This window comes from Mycobacterium sp. 1164966.3 (assembly GCF_001665395.1).
Classification (GTDB): domain Bacteria; phylum Actinomycetota; class Actinomycetes; order Mycobacteriales; family Mycobacteriaceae; genus Mycobacterium.
The window spans coordinates 45,926-65,758 of sequence record NZ_LZSG01000062.1 but is presented as its reverse complement, the minus strand read 5'-3'; the positions used below and the strand labels follow the sequence as shown (position 1 = coordinate 65,758).

Genomic DNA, 19,833 nt, shown 5'->3' with positions numbered 1-19,833 from the left:
AAGATTGCCCGCCGGGCCTGGCCTGTGGAATTAAGATGTGAGGCAATCGTGGAGCACTTTCATATTGGTTAGTGGGCGAACGGGATACCGGTGAGTGCAGAAAACAAGATGCGCAAACTGACGGAGATGCCGCCGACAGCTACGTCTCGCTGGAATTGGTCCTTAGCCGACCGCAATCTCGACCCGCTGATCGCGTCGCGCGCCAAGATCGAATACATCGCGCCCTGCAACTTGGCCCAGCGCTAGCGTGTTGTGCAGGAACCGCACCCCGTGAGCGCCATACAGCAGCCCTCCCAGGGGAGCGCGGCGGATGCGCGAGCCGCGCTTCGCAGTGTTCCGATACTCGCTGACGTCGATGACGAACAACTCGATCAACTTTCATGCGTCATCGACCGCATTCACATTCCCGCCAACGAGTGGCTCTTTCGTTTCGGAGATCCATCGGATGCCATCTACGTGATTGCCTCGGGACGGTTCGCGGCTGTTGGTGTCGATGGCCGTGTGATTCGAGAGATGGCATCCGGGGACTCAATTGGGGACCTGGGGGTGATCGAGGACGCTCCCCGCTCGGCCGGCGTACGGGCTCTTCGGGACGGCGTTGTCTGGAGGATCGCCGCCGACACGTTCAGAGAGGTACTCGCGAAGACCCCCCGCCTGCAATCGGTGATGCTGCGCGCGATGGCGCGGATGCTGCGCGAGTCCCAGTCTGCGCACGTGTCTCAGCGTCCCCGGGTCATTGGCTTGCTGTCGACCGGGGACGCTGCGGCAGGACTGATTGTTGACGGAATCGTGACACGACTGGGTCCCCACGGTCGGACTGCTGTGGTCGCACCGCCCATCGAGACTATTGCTGAAATCAGTAACTACGGCGAGTTCGTCGACGGGTTCAACGAGATCCTCGATCGAGCAGAGCGAAGCAACGATTGGGTTTTAATGGTCGCCGACCGGGGCTCAGGCGATCTCTGGCGAAGATATGTTGCCGCGCAATGTGACCGACTCGTAGTCCTTGTGGCTCAACGACATCCACCGGAGGCCTTCGATTTACCTGTCGTCCAGGGACGGCCTGTCCATCTGGTCACGTGCACGGTAGACCCGGATCCGAGTTGGTGGGATTTGCTACAGCCGGTCTCACATCACGCCGCCGACGACGATGGCATCGGCGCCTTGGCCCGCAGAATCGCGGGCCGATCCCTGGGTCTGGTCTTGGCGGGGGGTGGCGCCAGGGGACTCGCACATTTCGGTGTCTACGAAGAGCTGACCCGCGCAGGGGTCGTTATCGATCGGTTTGGTGGTACGAGTGCTGGTGCTATCGCTGCCGCGGTCTTCGCGCTGGGGCTGGATGCCCGAGAGGCGATAGCCGCGGCGCGACAGTACATGACGCGGGGCAACCTACTCGACTACACGATCCCGGCGGTGGCGTTCACACGGGGAGGACGCGTCGATCGGCTGGTGGAAAACTTCTTCGGCGACACGTTGATCGAGCATCTGTCCAGAGGATTCTTCTCCGTCTGCGCGGACATGGTCACCGGCGATCAGATCGTTCACCGACGCGGTCGCCTGTCGATCGCGGTGCGCGCATCGATGTCAATCCCTGGTCTGATCCCACCGCTGCAACATGGCGAGCAGATGCTCGTCGACGGTGGGATGTTGAACAATCTCCCAGCCGACGTGATGTGCGCTGATCCAGACGGTGACGTCGTTTGCGTCGATCTACGCCGGAAGTTCTTGCCGTCGAGAAGATTTGGTTCGCTGCCGCAAGCCGGTCCGCTGCCAGGGCTGGTTCGACGGCTGGTAACCGGGTCCGAGGTCGTCCTCCCCTCGCTGCAGGAGACGTTGCTTCGCACCGTCAGCCTTACCGCCGCCGGCGGGAACCTGTGCGCACTGCCCCAAGTCGTGGCCGTCATCAAGCCAAACGTCACAGAAATTGCGGCGTTGGACTTCAAGAAGATTGATGCCGCCCTGGAGGCGGGCCGGGTCGCGGCGCGGGCAGTCCTCGAGGCGAACCCGAAGCTACTTTGCTGAGTCACTATATGTCGGCTTACGCTTGTGGCACAATACTTTTGACGATGCTTCGGCTCGGCTGAGAGTATTAGGGTGAGCCAATCATTGCTCAGCCCATGGCGATCGACAGTTTCGGCCCGGCACCCGGGGCGACTATGGTCGCGGTCATGACTAGCTGGAAGGAATTCACCCAAGCTGCCCCGAAAATCGCTGCCATTTTCGGCCGTCGGCACGCCGCGACCGGTAACCTATGCATGCTTGCCACCCTTCGCTCGGACGGATTCCCCCGAATCAGCCCAGTCGAGCCGAGGTTTTTCGAAGATGAGTTGTGGATATCCGGCATGCCACACACCACGAAATTCCTTGACCTCGCCCGTGATCCACGTTTCTGCCTACACACGGCTACGACCGACACCAACGTCAAAGACGGTGACGCGAAGTTGTGGGGCGTCGTCGACGATGTCCGGGACAAGGCACTGCATCGCCGATACGCCCAAGCGCTGTTCGAGGAGACCGGCTTCGACATCCGAGGCCAAGAGTTCGACCACTGTTACCGGGCCGACTTGACTGGCGGCTCGGCGGTGGAGGTCACCGAGGGTCACTTCGACATCACTATCTGGAGACCCGGCGAAGCTGAGCGCGTGGTCCGCAAGCATTGACTCAACCAGGCGACGGACGTCGCCGACGGTCATCCCAGCCGAAACTAGGCGCGGTCGCTACCCATTGGCGAAGGGTGGGCGCTCGCCCTAGCGCGCGCCGACACCAGGTTCGACAACGGCGCCGCCGTGGGGTTTGGCCGCCGGATCGAAACTACTTCCCGGCTTTCCTCCGGAGTCGCGCAGCAATTCACCCCGGCTCACGCCGAACGGCAACCGGCTGGCCGTTGAACTCGCCAGCTCTTCGGCAGCGCGTTTCTCCACCAGCAATGGGACAAAACCCCGCAGTCTGCTGTGGTTGAACGTCGCGTACACCTGCTCGACTACACCGGCAACGTGATCATTCGGAAGTTGCGCATACTTCTGGGCAAGACGACGGCCCACCGCATCGATTTGCGCCCGCTCTTCTTGAGGCACGCCCGTCACCATAGAACACCGTGGCCGTGTGTTGCCACCGATTCGCTAATTCCCCTTGACCAGCGCCTCGTGCCGGTCAAATGGCTTGTGGCACCCCAGTCCTGGCCCCGCCAGTACCCGGTATAAAGGCGGTATCCCCACCCGATCGGCGGTGCGCCGATGGTGGATGCAAGGCCCTGGCCGAGCGTCGGGTGAAGTCCTCAACCAGCGCCGCGAATGCAAGAGCGTTTTGCCCAGATACCGAACAGCGACTCTCGCCCAAGCTCTTTCGGCCTCAGGACCGGACAGCTTGCGGCTGGTGTAACCCGGTCCTCGCCGCTGCATCACCCGCGTCGTGGCCCACGCCGAGACTGTGGAGTGCTTCGGCTAACGCCGCCGTTGGCGAGCCGAAGCGTCGGCATGGCAGGCGGTTGCTGGGCGAACTCGCCGGTCGCCCGAAAGATGACCCGTCGCGCCACTTCGACCGCGTGGTCGGCGAAGCGCTCGTAGAAGCGGCCCAGCAACGCCACGTCAACAGCGGCTACCACCCCATGGGTCCATTCGCGATCCATCAGCACGGTGAACAGATGTCGGTGCAGCTCATCCATCGCGTCGTCTTCTTCGCGGATCCGGGCCGCCTTCCTCGGGTCGCAGGTTAGCAACACCTCCTGCGCTCTGTTGCCCAATTCGACTGCGACTCTGCCCATTTCGGCGAAATATCCAGTGACCTCGTCCGGAAGTGTGTGTTGTGGATGGCGGCGGCGGGCGGTCCGGGCAACGTGCATGGCAAGGCTGCCCATCCGGTCGATGTCGGCCACCATCTGGATAGCGCTCACAGTCGCGCGCAGGTCGGCGCCGACCGGCTTTTGTAACGCCAACAAACCGAAAGAGCTTTCCTCCACCAGCGCGCCCAATGTCGCGATCTGGTCGTGATCGGTGAACACCTCCTCGGCCAGCTCCAGATCAGCCTGCAGCAGGGCCTGCGTTGCGCGTTCCATGGCAACCCCTGCCAGCCCGCACATCTCACCCAACTGCGCGGATAACTCGGAAAGTTGCTCTCGGTAAGCGGTTCGCATGTCGCGTAGCCTACGTTCCTCCGACATGGAAATAGATGACATGTCAAATGAACGTTGCATGACAATGTCGTGCATTCCGAATGTCGTTGCGGCTATTCGCCAATGGGTGTCGTGGTGTTAATAATCCTGTCCGACGCGCATCAAGCTAGTTCGTCCATTGTTCACTTGACAGTCATTTCCGGTTGTTTCTAGCCTTTGAGCGGCATCACGGTTTAGCGACAGTCGGCGATAGCTCCCCCAGCGTCTTGCGCACGGCGGGCGGCCATGGTGTTGAGCATGGCTGAATACCAGGCGCGGACGCCACAGAACACGGGCGAGGGAGTTGTCGCATGGTGTATCGCTCGCAGACGGAGCCGGTGGCTTCGCCGCCCGGAAACGTAATCGCCCCAAAGCGGACCGCGCGCCCTCCCAGACGCCACGACAGCCCCTCATTGCCGAAGCCAAACGGGTGCCATACCCGCTCAGCAGGCGAGGTCGTGGCGCCCCCGGTACACCCTGCCGAGGTGGCCCAGGCACGGCTGTTCGAGAGCGCTCTGCAAGCTGAGCTTCATCGACTGGGGGATTCCGTCGTGAAACTCACGACGCGTTCTGGCAGCGACGAGCAGCAGGCAGACGAACAGCTTAAGAAGCTGAAAGCAGGCATCGACGAGGTCAACCGGCTCCTCACGTCATTGAGGTATCGGTTCCTTTTTGCCGAAGTCGTGGATGCGCCCGCAGAGCAAGGAGTCAATGGCGACCGAAGCGCCCGTTTGAATTGACAGATACCGTCGCACCCTTGCGGGTCAGCGCGACGATGGCGGCCTTCGGTTGCTGACGTTTTTCAGAGTGGGGTTCGGGCCGCGATTTTCGCCGACCAAGTTCCAATTGCTGCGCCACCCGACGACAGCCGCGGCGCAGTGTTGGGCGCCCACGGGCTTCGCTGCGTAGCGGATTAGGTCTTCATGCAGCAAACGCTGTGGCAGATCATAAAACGCTGTCTAGGCCTTCTCCCTCGTGAACGTTAACGCTCGGTTGACGGTGGATGACGATCGCCTCTCTGCTGTTGTGACAACCTATTTTGGCGCGCGCGGCGCGCGGGTGTTCGCTAGCATCTGTGGACGTGTCGCCCCGACATGATGGATTTCGTCGGCGAGCCTTATTTGGTTCCAGCAAGCACCGCAGTACAGGCAGCACGTGGTTGCTCACGGCGGCGGCCAATGACGGCTGAGGCGCAGCCAGCCACATCCCTACCGACGCGGGTGGACGAATCCGCGGCGGTAACGGAGCGGGTCAAAGAGAAGTCGCCGCCTCCGGACAAGCCGCAGAAGCCGCGCATCATCATCGGCATAGCGATTTTGGTGGCTGTCGTCACCGCCTACGCTCTGTCACTGGTCGGCGTCCATATGCTGCAGAGGTCAGAGGGACCGCTCCCTCCGCTGGACCTGAGCCAGGGTGGCGGCGATGCAACCATCGTGCAGCTGCGCCTTGAGGAGCTGAAGCCAGTAGCCAACCGTCTTACGGTGAACGTGCTCGTGTATCCCGGTGTTGCGCAGTACGACAATCGCTTCGATGTGCTGGGCAGCGACGTCGCGGTGCGTCTGTACCCGACGAGCGACCTGGGCGACTTGCAATTTCCCAAGGGAAAGGCGCCGGCGCAACTCAGCACCACCGTCGAGGCGCACGGCGACCCCGGCAATTGGCCATTCGATTCATATAAGACCGAGGCGGTTTCGGCCGATGCGTTCGTCGGGACGGGCGACAACCGCAGAAAGGTACCCGCCCGTGTCGAGGTAACGGGATCGTTGGACGGTTGGGACGTCACCGTCAATCGCGTTCACGACCCCAGCGCTCTTCCCACGTCGCGCGCCACTGACAACGGCAACGTGGTCATCACCTTCAAGAGAGCCAAGGGCCCGTTAGTCTTCGACCTGGGTATCTGCCTGGTCCTCATCAGCCTGCCGACGTTGGCGCTGCTGGTGGCCGTTCCGATGGCGTTGGGCAGACGGAAGTTTCTGCCACCGTTCGCCACGTGGTACGCCGCAAACTTGTTCGCTATCGTCCCACTTCGCAATATTCTTCCCGGCGCGCCGCCGCCCGGTTCGTGGATCGACCAAGCGATCGTGCAGTGGGTGCTGATCGCGCTGGTGACCGCGATGAGCTTGTACATCCTTGCTTGGATCCGGCAGGGGGACTGACTGCTCGACGGCGAATATACCGTTCGGTCTAAGCCGTAGTTGCTGCGTAATGGCCCTATTGACATAACGATTCGTATTGACATGGTCATTCCGGTTTTAGTTCACCTGAGGTTTGCATTGCTGTCAGTTCGGTGGCTCTAAATGGCGACAGAAACGGCGCCATCTCAAAGGGGCAATTACCATGAAGCGCAAACGACCGGGAGCCGCCGTAAGCTCGCTGGTCGCCGCCGCGATTGTTCTCTCGGGGTGCAGCAGCTCGCATGCCACACTGGCCTACACGGCAGGGGCCAAAGTTAACTGCGGCGGTAAGCAAGCTTTGGCTGCCAGCGGCTCGACCGCGCAAGCCCACGCGATGACCCGGTTCATAAATGCGTACAGCAAAGCCTGCTCCGGGCAGACGCTCAAGTACACCGCCAACGGGTCGGGCACCGGCATCAGCGAATTCCTCTCTGGCAAGACCGATTTCGCTGGATCTGATACACCACTCTCCGGTGTGCAATACGCTGCCGCCAAGCAGCGATGCGGCGGCGCGGACGCGTGGAACCTGCCGGTGGTATTCGGACCGTTGGCCATTACCTATAACCTCGCCGCGGTCGACACCTTGGTGCTCGACGCGGCCACATTGGCCAAGATCTTCAACGGCACCATCACCCGCTGGGACGACCCGGCCCTCACCGCGCTCAACGCATCCATGCCCGCAGAGGACATCCGCGTCATCTACCGCAGCGACGCCTCCGGCACTACCTACAACTTCCAGTCCTATCTGCAGGCCGCATCGGGCGGAGCCTGGAACAAGGGGGCCGGTAAGACGTTCGACGGCGGGGTGGGCACCGGGGCCGCGGGCAACGACGGCACCTCGGCGCTGGTGCGAACCACCGAAGGCGCAATTAGCTACAACGAGTTGTCGTTCGCACTGCGGCAAGGGCTGTACGCCGCCGAGATCAAAACGCCGGCCAGTCGCAGATCATTACGTCCCGTACGCATCGGCACCGACACGGTCGGCAAGACCATCACGGGCGCCAAGACCGTCGGCCAAGGCAATGATCTCGTGCTCGACATATCGTCGTTCTATAACCCCAGTCAGCCCGACGTCTACCCAATCGTCTTGGCCACCTACGAGATCGTGTGTTCCAAATACCCCAACGCCGATGACGCACAGGCGGTCAAGGCGTTCCTGCAGGCGGCAATCGGTCCCGGCCAAATCGACCTCAACAAGAGCGGTTACATTCCGCTGTCACCCGACTTCCAGGCAAGGGTGTCCAGCGCTGTCGACGCCATCAGCGCTGTCGGTGGCCCCGCCGTGGCGGAATGATCGACGGCGCGTCGAAAGGGGCCGGACCCCGTTTCCGCACGCTGATGGCCCGCAGGACTTAGCCGCGGATCGGGCAGCACGGCAAGGTCAAGCGCATCCAGCCGGGCGGGGGAGTATGGCTGGCGCGGTGTCGCTACCGAAACAGCGACGGCGTAGACGGCTCGTCCAGCGCGGCGGCCGCGACGTTGAACAAACGATGACGCGCAGTTCCAACCGAACCGAGGACCGCCTCTGTCTGGTGCCCCCGGCACGAGTCGAACGTGCGACCTAGGGATTAGAAGGCCGATGCGGCCATGAACCCGAAGCCATACTGCCCCGCGACCAACTGAATCGGGGCGGCACTGACTGAAACTCCGGATCGGGCTCGTTGGTCGTGCCGTCCAGGCAGATCACGAGACTCCGCGTGGTCCGCCTCGGCGCTGTGTTCCCGTGCACGTGGACTCCGAGGAAGTTGCGCTGAACTGCGACGCGTTGCTTGGTACCGTCCGAACATGACATCGAGAAACGGTGCGAGAGCTCTGGGACAGCGGCGGCGCAAGATCCTGCTCGCGGGGGCGACTTCTGTGGCCGTGCTCACGGTCATCGGCTGGATGATCGGCTACCTGATCGAGCATCGGATCTTCGCTGCGCCGACCAGCACCCCAGCCGCTACCGCCGCGGGTCCCGTACTCGTCGGCGCCTATCGCATGGACTATGACGGGGCAAAGCGGACGAAGAACGGCACGCTCGACCCTTCTACCGACACCTCCAACGCTTGGTGGGCGTTTCGTTCATCGTGCAAACCGACGGGGTGCGTTGCCACCGGAACCAAGCTAGACGACCACAACCCTCAAGTGGCGCACACACCAGCCGATACAGACGAGTTGCATTTCGTCGACGGCCACTGGCAGGGCGCGCCTGTTCAGGGCCAAAACCAGCAACAGCGGTGCCTTGGAGCAGATGGGAAAGTCATAGCAGGTGCAGAGACCGAAGCGTTTACGTGGTCATTGGAGCCACAGCCTGACGGCAGGCTCCGAGGCGTTCAGACCGAGACCGTCGTAACGAATGAATGCGGCAATCAGGGAACGGTGTACCAAACCCCCGTGGTCGCGACCCGGACCGGAGATGTCCCGGGCGGTGTCACCGTCGCCGACCCAGCGGCCATAACCGGGGTTCCGGCCACCAGCAGCCCGGCCCCAGCAGCTGCGGGTCCGGTACTCGACGGCACGTATCGCGTGGACTACGACTGGGCAAAGCAAACGGCCAACGGCAAGCCGACAACCGGCGACCCTGCGACCGCCCAGACCAGTAATTGGTGGGCGTTTCGTTCATTGTGCACAGCCGCGGGATGCGTGGCCACAGGATCCCGACTGGCCGACACCAACCACAACCAGGCCAACGGTGGTGCCCGCGTTCTTCGCTTCGCCGACGGTCATTGGCAGGACACGCCTTATCTCCATCGTCCGGAACCGTGCCGCGGAACAAGCGGAACAGTCACCGACACCTCATCACTGAGTTGGTCATTGGAGCCACAGCCTGACGGCACGCTCCGAGGCGTTCAGACCGAAACCGTTCTAACCAATGAGTGCGGCAATCAGGGAACGGTGTACGAAACCCCTGTCGTCGCGACCCGGACGGGCGATGTACCGCCCAGTATCACTCTGGCCGATCCGGCCTTAATCGCCGCTCCGCCTGCACCACCCACCAGCAGCCCTCACCCCTAGAGTTGACTGGACCGCGCTACCTGCCGCGGCTGTGCGCCCTAATGCGGCGATGCCGGCGAAGTTGTCTGCACGAGATGCGGGCTGATCGCCACTCTGCGACGATGACGGTCAGGTGAACTATGAAGCTACTGTTCTTGACCCTGACAAGCCTTGCCGCCATTGTCGGCATGGCCATGCCCGCGCACGCCGATAGCACCGACGACGCATTCATCGCGTCACTCAATGCGGCCGGTATCACCTATTCCGACCTTGATGCGGTGGTAGGGGCCGGCAAATGGGTGTGCGACAAGGTCAACGGGGGCACGGAGATGTCGGACGTCGTAAAGACGCTCACATCTAAGAACCCATCACTGAACCCGGACAAAGCCAGCAAGTTCGCGGCGATCGCTGCCAACGCGTACTGCCCGGACGCGATCTCGGCCGGCGGTGCCCCGACTAGCGCCCCTGTTAGTGCCCCGAGTAGTGCCCCGAGTAGTGCCCCTGTTAGTGCCCCGCCTAGTGCCCCTGTCAGCGCCCCGCCTAGTGCCCCTAGCAGTCCCCGAGAAGTGCCTCGCAGCACCATCTCTTAGCGGTGCGCCCTAGCGCCGGAGCAGCGACGGTACTACGCCACGGTCAACGCAGCTATCTTCATCGCAGCACCCCCTGAGCTGCGGAACCGCAGGGGAAACCCGCGGCGCTGTCTGCCCAGTGTCGAACCACCGGGATCAGAGACGGCCTGTAGGCGAGCACTGCGGCTGCGATGATCACGCCCATGTCGTGCTGAGAATTCCGCTCCTCGCCGGTGCTGACTATCGAACCCACACTGGCGTCGTCCTGCGGGGAGGCGCTCAGTTGGTCCACGAGGTCATGAGCTTGGGAGATCATCGCCTCGGGATTGGGGTGGGACACCCCGTTCTGGTCGAGTAACCGGAGATAGGTCAGGTCGGCTTGGGTGTTGGGGGCCGCTGACGCCAACGCCGAAGCACCAGCCATCAGGCCCAGCAATGCCATTAACAGCAGTACCGCCCATTTCAGGATTTTCATCATGTGCCTCCTTCACGTTCGCGGCACGACCTGAAGGACAACCCCGCCTCCATCGAGGCGGTCAACTCAGAACAGCGCGTTGACGCCTGCGAAGTAAGGGCTGTTCTTGATACCACCGTTAATCTAGCGGGCCACTCGCCACCGCCACGTACATTCCCGAAGCAGAATGGCTCGCCCGCAAGGGTGCGACGACGACCGCCCCCGCCATGGTGATGTATACCTACGACCAAATCGACCAGGCCCGAGCAGAGCTGAACGCCGTCTTGAAAATGGATTGCCGGTCAACGAATGACCATGCGTGGCAAGCGAATGTGTCTGGGCCAACACCCGCCTCTACGAGGCGACGGCGAAGAGGTGCCATTCACCGGGAACGCCTTTGAGCGTGTGCGCGCCCCGGTCTGCGAACTCAAGTCCTGATCCGATCACGAGGTCGCGAAGCGTGCTCGACACCAGCACGTCGTTCGGCCCTGCCAGGGCACTCACGCGCGCGCCGATGTGCACACCTATTCCGCCGATGTCGTCACCGCGCACCTCGCACTCCCCGGTGTGCAACCCGGCACGCACCTCAATGCCCAAGGCCTGCAACGCGTCGCGGATTGCTACCGCGCAGCGGATAGCTCGCTGCGGCCCGTCGAACATCGCCAGAAAGCCGTCGCCCGACGTGTCCACCTCGCGACCCCGAAACCGAGACAACTGCGATCGGACGACCGCGTCGTGCGCGTCCAGCAAGGCATGCCAGTCACGGTCACCCATCTCCGCGGCCCGGCGAGTCGAGTCCACGATGTCGGTGAACAGGACAGTGGCAAGAACCCGGTCATCGGCCACATCTGCCCGCTCGCCGGTGATGAACTCCGCGATCTCCCGGAACGAATCTCGCCACGGTTCGACGAAGTGGAACGCGTTGCGCCCAGGTAGCTCAACATATTTCGCGCCCGGTATACGTGCAGCCACGTCCTACCTCCGGCGGGCGGGATCACAATATCCTCCGCGTGGTGGAGGACCAGGGTGGGCACGCGGATTGTCGGCAGCACCGCCCGCGCGTCGAACTCGGTTGCGAGACGCATCACACTGGAAACCGTCCCTGGGCTGGCCGAAAGGCGTTCATGTCGCGCCCACGCTGCCCGAATCTCTTCATTCCACGGCATATCCGGGTTAAGCGCATGCTGCATCGCCCCAGTGCCCCAGGTGGCGAGTGTGGCAGCTTTGACATCCTCGGACGTTGCCGTATGGGTGCCCGTAAAGCCCTCGAGCACGACCAGCGCAGTGGCGCGCGACGGATGTGTCGCCGCAAAAAGCGCCGCTTGTGCAACAGCGCCGTTGACTCCGAGGAGGACTGCCTCACTCCTGCCCAGAGCGTCGAGCACCGCCGTGATGCTGTCGGCCCACTGCTCCAACGTCGGAAGCGCGCCCGGCGTCACTGGATCGGAGGCTCCCGTGCCCGGCTGGTCGAAGAAGATAAGCCGCCCGAGCGATGTCATCGCCTCAACCCATCCTTGAGTCGATGGCAGCTCCGGTAGGTGCTCGCAGCACGTGAACCAGTTCGGAACAAAAACGATGTCGCGCTCACCCTCAGCTGACGCGCGATAGGCGACGCGCAAGTCCCCGTTCATCGCGTAGCGCGTCTCGGAGAACATTGCGGAAGTGTATGCCGAGGAGGGCATCGCGTTCTCTCCTCGGCATGGTGGCCGAGCCAATCAGCCCTGAACTCCACCTCGGGATGGATGGCGATGCGCCGACGGTTTCATCCGTGGTTTCGCCGGTAGCGCCGGACGGGCACATGGCCCCTGATTTTGACCTCGACCTCGGCTCCCGCCCCAACCTCTTTCACGGTGAACGTGTAAAGATCGCCCAGCGGGCTGATAAGCACATCGCCCACTAGCGCCTCGACGTACCACAGCACGCCCGGCTGGTTGCAAGGGGGATTCGATGCCCTGCCCTCTTCGACGTGCCATTTCACGTCCGGGTGGTCGGAAGGGAATTCGATGTTGTCACCACGCTGGATCTCCTCAGCGCGAATGGCGTCATAGTCGTGCTCGGTCACTGCGTCACTTCCTTCCTCGTCCTCCCCGGCCCCGCGCCGTGCCACGGGATCAGCGGGGGAGTTTTACCCCGCGAAGGCTAGTCAGCGCCACTTGTCAAGGATCAACCGAAACAGCTGTAAAGAATCAGCCGAAACACTGTCGGGCATCAACCGAAACCGAAACGTCAAGTATCAGCCGAGGCAATACACTTTCCGGTGCCCCCGGCACGACTCGAACGTGCGACCTAGGGATTAGAAGGCCCTTGCTCTATCCACCTGAGCTACGGAGGCAATGCGCAGGTCAGTCTATCTAATGGCGCCCGGCGACCCATTGTCTGCACCGCGACGCGCGCGAAAACTCTTGCCCTCCCGCAACTATCGGTTATGGTGTGAGCCGCGACACACGTGCTACACCGGCTGGCAATCAGTCGTTAACGCAACGATGCGTGAGGGGTGGCGTTGACCATGGTCATGAACGTGACTTCGCGGTGCTCACGGGCTGGTGCCGAAGCACTGCGACATGGAACTCAGCTGGCGGCCGACGCCAGAGATACGTTCCGGGCCGGCGCTTTGCTGCTGCGCGGCTCGCCGTTCGCCGTCGGCTGGGTGGCCGGCTGGCTGTCCACCGAGTTTCCTCCGCACGTCATCACCGGGCATGCGTTGTCCCGGGTATCGGGCCGGTCGATCGGCCGGGTCGGCGCGACGTGGGCCGCGCAGAAGGCGGATGAAGCCCTCACCGCGGCGCTCGAGGGATCGTTCGGCCCGGACTTTCGCGAGTTGGTGTGTCACCCGGCCAGCGATCCGTCCGCGCGGGCGCGTCGCGCCGGCTTGTTGCCGATGCCGGGCCCGCACCGCCGCTACGCCGCGCACACCTCCGACATCTCCTATGGCCCTGGCGGCCGCGACAATTTGCTGGACATCTGGCGGCGTTCCGATCTCAGGCCCGGCGACCACGCCCCGGTGCTGCTGCAGGTCCCCGGCGGAGCATGGTCGCTCAACGGCAAACGTCCGCAGGCCTACACGCTGATGAGCCGGATGGTTGAGCTGGGCTGGATCTGCGTGTCGATCGACTACAGCAAGAGCCCGCGCTGCACGTTTCCGGCGCACATCATCGACGTCAAAAGGGCGATCGCCTGGGTCCGGGAGAACATCGGCGACTACGGGGGCGACCCGGATTTCATCGCGCTCACCGGCGGCTCGGCGGGTGGGCACCTGGCGTCGCTGGCCGCGCTCACCGCCAACGACCCGACGTTTCAGCCTGGGTTCGAAAGAGCCGACACCACGGTGCAGGCGGTCGCGCCGTACTACGGCGTATACGACTTCACCGACTTCGAGAACATGCACGAGATGATGCTGCCGTTCCTCGAGCAGTTCGTGATGAAGTCGCGGTACGCAACCGAGCCGGAGCGCTTCCGGGCCGCTTCGCCGATTTCGTACGTGCACCGCGATGCGCCGCCGTTCTTCGTGCTGCATGGCGACAAGGACGAAGTGGTACCCGCCGGCCAGGCGACCGCATTCTGCGCCGCACTGCGGGGCGCCGGTGCTGCCACGGTCGCCTACGCCGAACTGGCCAATGCACACCACGCTTTCGACATCACGCCGACCCTCCGATCGCGGCTGGCCGCCAATGCTGTGGCGGACTTCCTGGGCGTCGTCTACGGCAGGCGCACCAGCGTGATGCTGGATTCGCTGCCGCTGGCCTCAACTCCGGCCAGCTGAGTCGGTCCTCATCTGCTTTCACCGGCGCGTCAACCGGACTAGCGTTGTGTTGGCAATCGGTACGGCGGGGCTGAGAGCAGGAGGCTTGAGCGGCGGTGACGGGATTGGCGCGTCGGCGGGGTCGTGAAAATGGCTGAGTCCGTCGACACCTTGAGAATGTCCGACGAGCTGGGACCGGTCGACTATCTGCTGCATCGCGGCGAAGCCAATCCGCGGACCCGCTCCGGCATCATGGCGCTGGAGCTTTTGGACACCACACCGGACTGGGACCGGTTGCGGACCAGATTCGAAAACGCATCCCGAAAGGTGTTGCGGCTGCGGCAGAAGGTCGTGGTGCCGACGCTGCCGACGGCGGCGCCGCGCTGGGTGGTGGATCCCGACTTCAACCTGGATTTCCATCTGCGCCGGGTTCGTGTGTCCGGGTCCGGCACGCTGCGCGAGGTGTTCGACCTTGCCGAGGTCATGCTGCAGTCCCCGCTGGACATATCGCGGCCGCTGTGGACGGCCACCCTGGTCGAGGGTCTGGCCGACGGCAGGGCCGCGATGCTGCTGCACATCAGCCACGCGGTCACCGACGGAGTGGGTGGCGTGGAGATGTTCGCGGAAATCTATGATCTGGAGCGCGATCCGCCGCCGAAACCCACACCGCCACAACCGATTCCGCAAGACCTCACGCCCAACGACTTGATGCGGGAGGGTTTCAATCAACTGCCCATGGCCGTCGTCGGCAGCGTGCTGGGCGCCGTGTCCGGAGCGGTGTCGGCGGCCGGACGGGCGATTTTGGACCCTGTGTCCACCGTTTCAGGGATCGTCGGCTACGCGGCTTCGGGTGTGCGGGTGATGAACCGGGCCGCCGAGCCGTCGCCGTTGCTGCGCCGGCGCAGTCTAGCCAGTCGCACCGAAGCGATCGATATCAGGTTGTCGGATTTGCACAAGGCTGCGAAAGCCGCGGGAGGGTCCATCAACGACGCCTATCTCGCGGGTCTGTGCGGCGCGCTGCGGCGTTATCACGAGGCCCTCGGTGTGCCGATCAGCACCTTGCCGATGGCGGTGCCGGTGAACCTGCGGGCCGAAGGGGATGCCGCCGGCGGCAATCAATTCACCGGCGTCAACCTGGCGGCGCCGGTTGGGACGGTCGACCCGGTGGCCCGGATGAAGAAGATCCGCGCCCAGATGACCCAGCGCCGCGACGAGCCCGCGATGAACATCATCGGGTCCATGGCCCCGGTGCTCAGTGTGCTGCCGACCGCGATTCTCGAAGGAATCACCGGTTCGGTCGTCGGCTCCGATGTGCAAGCCAGCAACGTCCCGGTCTACCCCGGCGACACGTTCATCGCCGGTGCAAAGATCTTGCGGCAGTACGGTGTTGGGCCGCTGCCCGGTGTGGCGATGATGGTGGTGCTGATCTCGCGGGGCGGGTGGTGCACCATCACCGCTCGCTACGATCGGGCTTCCATTCGCGACGAGGCGTTGTTCGCAAGGTGCCTGCTCGACGGATTCGACGAGATCTTGGCGCTGACCGGTGAAGGCGCACCGCGCGCGGTTCCGGCTTCGTTCTCGGCCGAGCCCAACACTCCTGCGTCTCGATCGGTGTCGGGCTCATGACCGCCGCAAAAGAGCAAGACGACCGCAAGCAGTCGAAGGATCTGCGGTTGCCCGGATCCGTCGCCGAAATCATGGCCAGCCCACCGGGACCGGAGGTAGGCGCGTTTTTCGACTTAGATGGGACGCTGGTCGCGGGCTTCACGGCCGTCATCCTCACGCAGGAGCGGCTGCGTCGCCGCGACATGGGTGTCGGCGAACTGCTCAGCATGGTTCAGGCCGGCCTGAACCACACGCTCGGGCGCATCGAGTTCGAAGACCTCATCGGCAAGGCGGCCATGGCACTGGCCGGGCGACTGATAGACGACTTGGACGAGATCGGTGAGCGGTTGTTCGCCCAGCGGATCGAGTCGCGGATCTACCCGGAAATGCGTGAGCTGGTCCGCGCCCACGTCGCTCGCGGCCACACCGTGGTGCTCAGCTCGTCGGCGCTGACCATTCAGGTCAACCCGGTGGCCCGCTTCCTGGGCATAAACAACCTGCTCACCAACAAGTTCGAGACCAATGAAGAAGGGATGCTCACCGGTGGCATCCTGAAACCCATCCTGTGGGGGCCGGGCAAAGCCGCTGCGGTGCAACGGTTTGCGGCCGAACATGACATCGACCTCAAGGACAGCTATTTCTACGCCGACGGCGACGAGGACGTCGCGCTGATGTACCTGGTCGGCAATCCGCGGCCGACCAACCCGGAAGGCAAGATGGCCGCCGTCGCCAAGCGGCGCGGCTGGCCGATTTTGCGGTTCAACAGCCGTGGCGGCGTGGGATTGCAGCGGCAAATTCGGACGCTCGCCGGATTCGGTTCGATGTTCCCGGTTGCGGCCGGCGCCGTCGGATGGGGAGTGCTGACCGGCAGCCGGCGCCGCGGGGTCAATTTCTTCACCTCGTACTTCTCGCAGTTGCTGCTGGCCACCGCCGGGGTTCATCTGAACGTCATCGGTAAGGAGAATCTGACCGCCCAGCGGCCGGCGGTCTTTATCTTCAACCACCGCAACCAAGTTGACCCGATCATCTCCGGTGCGCTGGTGAAAGACAACTGGGTTGGCGTGGGCAAGAAGGAACTCGCCAGCGACCCAATCATGGGCACGCTCGGCAAGTTGTTGGACGGCGTGTTCATCGACCGGGACGATCCGGTCGCCGCGGTGGAGACGCTGCACACCGTCGAAGAGCGCGCCAAGAACGGTCTGTCGATCGTGATCGCCCCAGAGGGTACGCGGCTCGACACGACCGAAGTCGGACCGTTCAAGAAGGGGGCGTTTCGCATGGCAATGGCGGTGGGAATTCCCATCGTGCCCATAGTGATTCGCAATGCCGAGCTTATCGCTTCCCGAAATTCGACCGTGATGAATCCCGGTACCGTCGACGTCGCGGTATTTCCGCCGATCCCGGTCGACGACTGGATTCTCGACACATTGCCGGAGCGCATCGCCGAGATTCGGCAGCTGTATCTGGATACGCTTGCCGACTGGCCGGTCGATGAGTTGCCTGAGTTCGACATCTACACCCGCGCCAAGAAGGCGTCGCCGAAGCGGCCCCGGAAGACCACGACCGGCAAGACGGCCGCAAAGAAGGCAGAGCCAAAGAAGGCTGCCGCCAAGAAAGCCGCACCCAAGAAGTCTGCGGCCAAGAAGACCGCGGCCAAGAAGACCACGGCTAAAAAGAGCGCGGCCAAGAAGTCTGCGGCAAAGAAGACCACGGCGAGAACGCCCGTCAACGCCAAGCAACCCCGCACCGAGCAAGCCGTAGGCGCCGAATCATCAAGCCGGCCCGAAGGACGGACGTGACCAAACCGGCCGCAGACGCCGGCGCCACCCTCACCGCGCAAGACACCCTCGTGCTGGCGTCCATGAATACGTCGGTCGAGCTGAAACTGGTCATGGAGTGGCTGGGACGGCAGCGGGCCCGCAATCCGGAAGCCAAGTTCGAGGTGTTGAAGCTGCCGCCCCGCACTGCGGGGCCATCGGCGCTGACAGCGCTTGTCGAGCAACTTGATTCGGATGTCGGGGGAGACCGCTCGATAGTACCGGTGCAGGTCACCTGGTTGCCTCCGGCCGACCGAAGCAAAGTGGACAAGGTGGCCGGGCTGCTTCCCGGACGCGACCCCTACCACCCGAATCAACGCCAGCAACAACGAATTCTGCGCAACGACCCGCGCCGCGCACTGGTGCTGACCGGCGAATCGGCCAAGGTGTCCGAACTACGCCAGCAGTGGCGTGACACCACCGTCGGTGAGGATCCACGCGACTTCGCACAGTTCGTCACACGCCGCGCGATCCTGGCGCTCGCGCGAGCGGAATACCGGGTCCTAGGGCCGCAGTACAAGTCGCCGCGGCTGGTCAAGCCAGAAATGTTGGCATCTGCGCGGTTTCGCGCCGGTCTGAAAAAGATCCCCGGCGCCACCGTCGAGGAAGCCGGCAAAATGCTCGACGAACTCGCGACCGGATGGAGCCAGGCGTCGGTAGACGTGATATCCGTCCTGGGCCGGCTGCTCAGCCGCGGATTCGATCCCGACTTCGACTACGACGAATACCAGGTCGCGGCCATGCGCACCGCGCTGGAGGCGCATCCGGCCGTGCTGTTGTTTTCGCACCGGTCCTACATCGACGGTGCGGTGATACCGGTGGCCATGCAGGACAACCGGTTACCCCCGGTGCACATGTTCGGCGGCATTAACCTGTCCTTCGGTGTGATGGGACCCCTCATGCGGCGCTCGGGGGTTATCTTCATCCGGCGCAACATCGGTGACAATCCGCTGTACAAGTACGTGCTCAGGGAGTACGTAGGCTACGTCGTGGAGAAGCGGTTCAACCTGAGTTGGTCCATCGAGGGCACCCGGTCGCGTACCGGAAAGATGTTGCCGCCCAAGCTCGGTTTGATGAGCTATGTCGCCGACGCCTACCTGGATGGGCGCAGCGACGACATTCTGCTGCAAGGGGTTTCGATCTGCTTCGACCAACTGCACGAAGTCGCCGAATACGCCGCCTACGCGCGCGGCGCCGAGAAGACGGCCGAAGGCTTCGGCTGGCTCTACAACTTCATCAAGGCACAGGGCGAGCGTAATTACGGCAAGATCTACGTCCGCTTCCCCGAGGCGGTCTCGATGCGGCAGTACCTGGGGCCCCCGCACGGGCCATTGGTTCATGACCAGGATGCCAAACGTCTTGCGATGCAGAAGATGTCGTTTGAAGTCGCCTGGCGGATCTTGCAGGCGACGCCGATCACGGCGACGGGGCTGGTGTCGGCGTTGTTGCTCACCACTCACGGGTTGGCGCTGACGCTCGATCAGCTGCACCACACTTTGCAGGATTCACTCGACTACCTCGAACGCAGGCAAACGCCGATGTCCACCAGTGCATTGCGGTTGCGTTCGCGCGACGGTGTGCGCGCGGCGGTGGACGCACTGTCCAACGGACACCCGGTCACCCGCGTCGACAGCGGGCGGGAACCGGTGTGGTACATCGCGCCCGAACATGAGCACGCCGCAGCGTTTTACCGGAACTCGGTGATTCACGCCTTTTTGGAGACCTCGATCGTCGAACTGGCGCTGGCACACGCAAGGCATGCATCGGGCGACCGCATGGAAGCATTCTGGGACCAGGCGATGCGGTTGCGCGATCTGTTGAAGTTTGATTTCTACTTCGCCGATTCGACGGCGTTCAAGGCCAATATCGCCGAAGAGATGGCGTGGCATGACAATTGGGAGAGCCACGTCGCTGCCGGCGGAAAAGAGATCGACGGGATGCTGTACGCGAAGCGCCCGTTGATGTCGGACGCCATGCTGCGGGTGTTCTTCGAGGCCTACGAAATCGTCGCTGATGTCCTACGCGATACACCGCCGGATGTGAGCCAGAAGGAACTCACCGAGTTGGCGCTGGGGGTCGGTCGTCAATACGTGGCGCAGGGCCGGGTGCGCAGCAGCGAACCGGTCTCGACGCTGCTTTTCGCCACCGCACGCCAGGTCGTCGCTGACCAGGATCTGATCGCACCCGCGTCCGACCTGACCGAGCGCCGGATCGCCTTCCGCACGGAATTGCGCAACATCCTTCGAGATTTCGGTTACGTCGCCAAGATTGCCCGTAATCAATTCCGCGCCCGCGAGTCCCAGGCTCGTAAAGGGCGCTCGCTGGACAAGGCGGAGAGTCAGGCTCAGTAGC

General features: G+C 63.3%; 16 protein-coding genes, 1 tRNA gene and 1 pseudogene. 11 read left to right on the top strand and 7 right to left on the bottom strand.

Annotation, left to right across the window (positions count from 1 at the left end; genetic code table 11):
- Window positions 1-162 precede the first annotated feature (162 nt).
- The gene (locus tag A9W99_RS26885; RefSeq protein WP_172828926.1) at window positions 163-375 is read right to left on the bottom strand and encodes a hypothetical protein; all 213 of its coding nucleotides are present in this window, start codon (window positions 373-375) and stop codon (window positions 163-165) included.
- Between A9W99_RS26885 and A9W99_RS21510 the strand changes: the two genes are divergently transcribed.
- Entirely contained in the window at window positions 271-2,022 is a 1,752-nt protein-coding gene (locus A9W99_RS21510; RefSeq protein ID WP_067383692.1) for a patatin-like phospholipase family protein, read from the top strand. The genes A9W99_RS26885 and A9W99_RS21510 overlap by 105 nt on opposite strands.
- Before the next feature lie 146 nt (window positions 2,023-2,168).
- The gene (locus tag A9W99_RS21505) at window positions 2,169-2,660 is read left to right on the top strand and encodes a pyridoxamine 5'-phosphate oxidase family protein (protein ID WP_067383690.1); all 492 of its coding nucleotides are present in this window, start codon (window positions 2,169-2,171) and stop codon (window positions 2,658-2,660) included.
- An 87-nt stretch (window positions 2,661-2,747) separates the two neighbouring features.
- On the opposite strand, the gene A9W99_RS21500 is transcribed toward A9W99_RS21505, so the two are convergent.
- Window positions 2,748-3,074 carry a three-helix bundle dimerization domain-containing protein gene (locus A9W99_RS21500; RefSeq protein ID WP_156623224.1) on the bottom strand — a complete coding sequence of 109 codons (327 nt, stop codon included), beginning with the start codon at window positions 3,072-3,074 and terminating at the stop codon, window positions 2,748-2,750.
- Between the two features lie 323 nt (window positions 3,075-3,397).
- Complete coding sequence (gene phoU, locus A9W99_RS21495) at window positions 3,398-4,129, bottom strand: phosphate signaling complex protein PhoU (RefSeq protein WP_082930143.1); 732 nt, start codon at window positions 4,127-4,129, stop codon at window positions 3,398-3,400.
- A 503-nt stretch (window positions 4,130-4,632) separates the two neighbouring features.
- Here phoU and A9W99_RS21490 point away from each other — a divergent pair.
- From A9W99_RS21490 to A9W99_RS21470, 5 genes are all read left to right on the top strand, one after another.
- On the top strand, window positions 4,633-4,887 hold the full coding sequence (locus A9W99_RS21490; protein ID WP_067382949.1) for a hypothetical protein: 255 nt from the start codon (window positions 4,633-4,635) through the stop codon (window positions 4,885-4,887).
- Between the two features lie 438 nt (window positions 4,888-5,325).
- Window positions 5,326-6,303 (top strand): DUF4436 domain-containing protein, encoded by a 978-nt coding sequence (locus tag A9W99_RS21485; RefSeq protein WP_082930142.1) that lies wholly within the window; start codon window positions 5,326-5,328, stop codon window positions 6,301-6,303.
- 181 nt (window positions 6,304-6,484) lie between these two features.
- Window positions 6,485-7,615 (top strand): phosphate ABC transporter substrate-binding protein PstS, encoded by a 1,131-nt coding sequence (gene pstS, locus A9W99_RS21480; RefSeq protein ID WP_067382946.1) that lies wholly within the window; start codon window positions 6,485-6,487, stop codon window positions 7,613-7,615.
- A 491-nt stretch (window positions 7,616-8,106) separates the two neighbouring features.
- Window positions 8,107-9,318 (top strand): hypothetical protein, encoded by a 1,212-nt coding sequence (locus tag A9W99_RS21475; protein WP_156623223.1) that lies wholly within the window; start codon window positions 8,107-8,109, stop codon window positions 9,316-9,318.
- Between the two features lie 119 nt (window positions 9,319-9,437).
- Complete coding sequence (locus A9W99_RS21470; RefSeq protein WP_067382940.1) at window positions 9,438-9,887, top strand: DUF732 domain-containing protein; 450 nt, start codon at window positions 9,438-9,440, stop codon at window positions 9,885-9,887.
- Window positions 9,888-9,945: 58 nt separating this feature from the next.
- On the opposite strand, the gene A9W99_RS21465 is transcribed toward A9W99_RS21470, so the two are convergent.
- From A9W99_RS21465 to A9W99_RS21450, 4 genes and pseudogenes are all read right to left on the bottom strand, one after another.
- Complete coding sequence (locus A9W99_RS21465) at window positions 9,946-10,344, bottom strand: DUF732 domain-containing protein (protein ID WP_067382937.1); 399 nt, start codon at window positions 10,342-10,344, stop codon at window positions 9,946-9,948.
- Window positions 10,345-10,674: 330 nt separating this feature from the next.
- Window positions 10,675-11,975: pseudogene (locus A9W99_RS21460) on the bottom strand (adenylate/guanylate cyclase domain-containing protein).
- 107 nt (window positions 11,976-12,082) lie between these two features.
- On the bottom strand, window positions 12,083-12,382 hold the full coding sequence (locus tag A9W99_RS21455) for a hypothetical protein (protein ID WP_156623222.1): 300 nt from the start codon (window positions 12,380-12,382) through the stop codon (window positions 12,083-12,085).
- A 196-nt stretch (window positions 12,383-12,578) separates the two neighbouring features.
- Window positions 12,579-12,652, bottom strand: a tRNA-Arg gene (locus A9W99_RS21450).
- Between the two features lie 174 nt (window positions 12,653-12,826).
- Here A9W99_RS21450 and A9W99_RS21445 point away from each other — a divergent pair.
- The 4 genes from A9W99_RS21445 to A9W99_RS21430 all read left to right on the top strand — a co-directional run bounded on the left by A9W99_RS21445 (window position 12,827) and on the right by A9W99_RS21430 (window position 19,832).
- Window positions 12,827-14,080 carry an alpha/beta hydrolase gene (locus A9W99_RS21445; protein ID WP_156623244.1) on the top strand — a complete coding sequence of 418 codons (1,254 nt, stop codon included), beginning with the start codon at window positions 12,827-12,829 and terminating at the stop codon, window positions 14,078-14,080.
- A gap of 129 nt (window positions 14,081-14,209) precedes the next feature.
- Window positions 14,210-15,685 carry a wax ester/triacylglycerol synthase family O-acyltransferase gene (locus A9W99_RS21440; protein WP_067382931.1) on the top strand — a complete coding sequence of 492 codons (1,476 nt, stop codon included), beginning with the start codon at window positions 14,210-14,212 and terminating at the stop codon, window positions 15,683-15,685.
- A complete protein-coding gene (locus tag A9W99_RS21435) occupies window positions 15,682-17,463 on the top strand; it encodes an HAD-IB family hydrolase/lysophospholipid acyltransferase family protein (RefSeq protein ID WP_067382928.1) in 1,782 nt (593 codons plus the stop codon). The genes A9W99_RS21440 and A9W99_RS21435 overlap by 4 nt, the downstream gene beginning before the upstream one ends.
- Window positions 17,460-19,832 carry a glycerol-3-phosphate 1-O-acyltransferase gene (locus A9W99_RS21430; RefSeq protein WP_067382925.1) on the top strand — a complete coding sequence of 791 codons (2,373 nt, stop codon included), beginning with the start codon at window positions 17,460-17,462 and terminating at the stop codon, window positions 19,830-19,832. Before A9W99_RS21435 ends, A9W99_RS21430 begins: the two co-directional genes overlap by 4 nt.
- Window position 19,833: the final 1 nt, after the last annotated feature.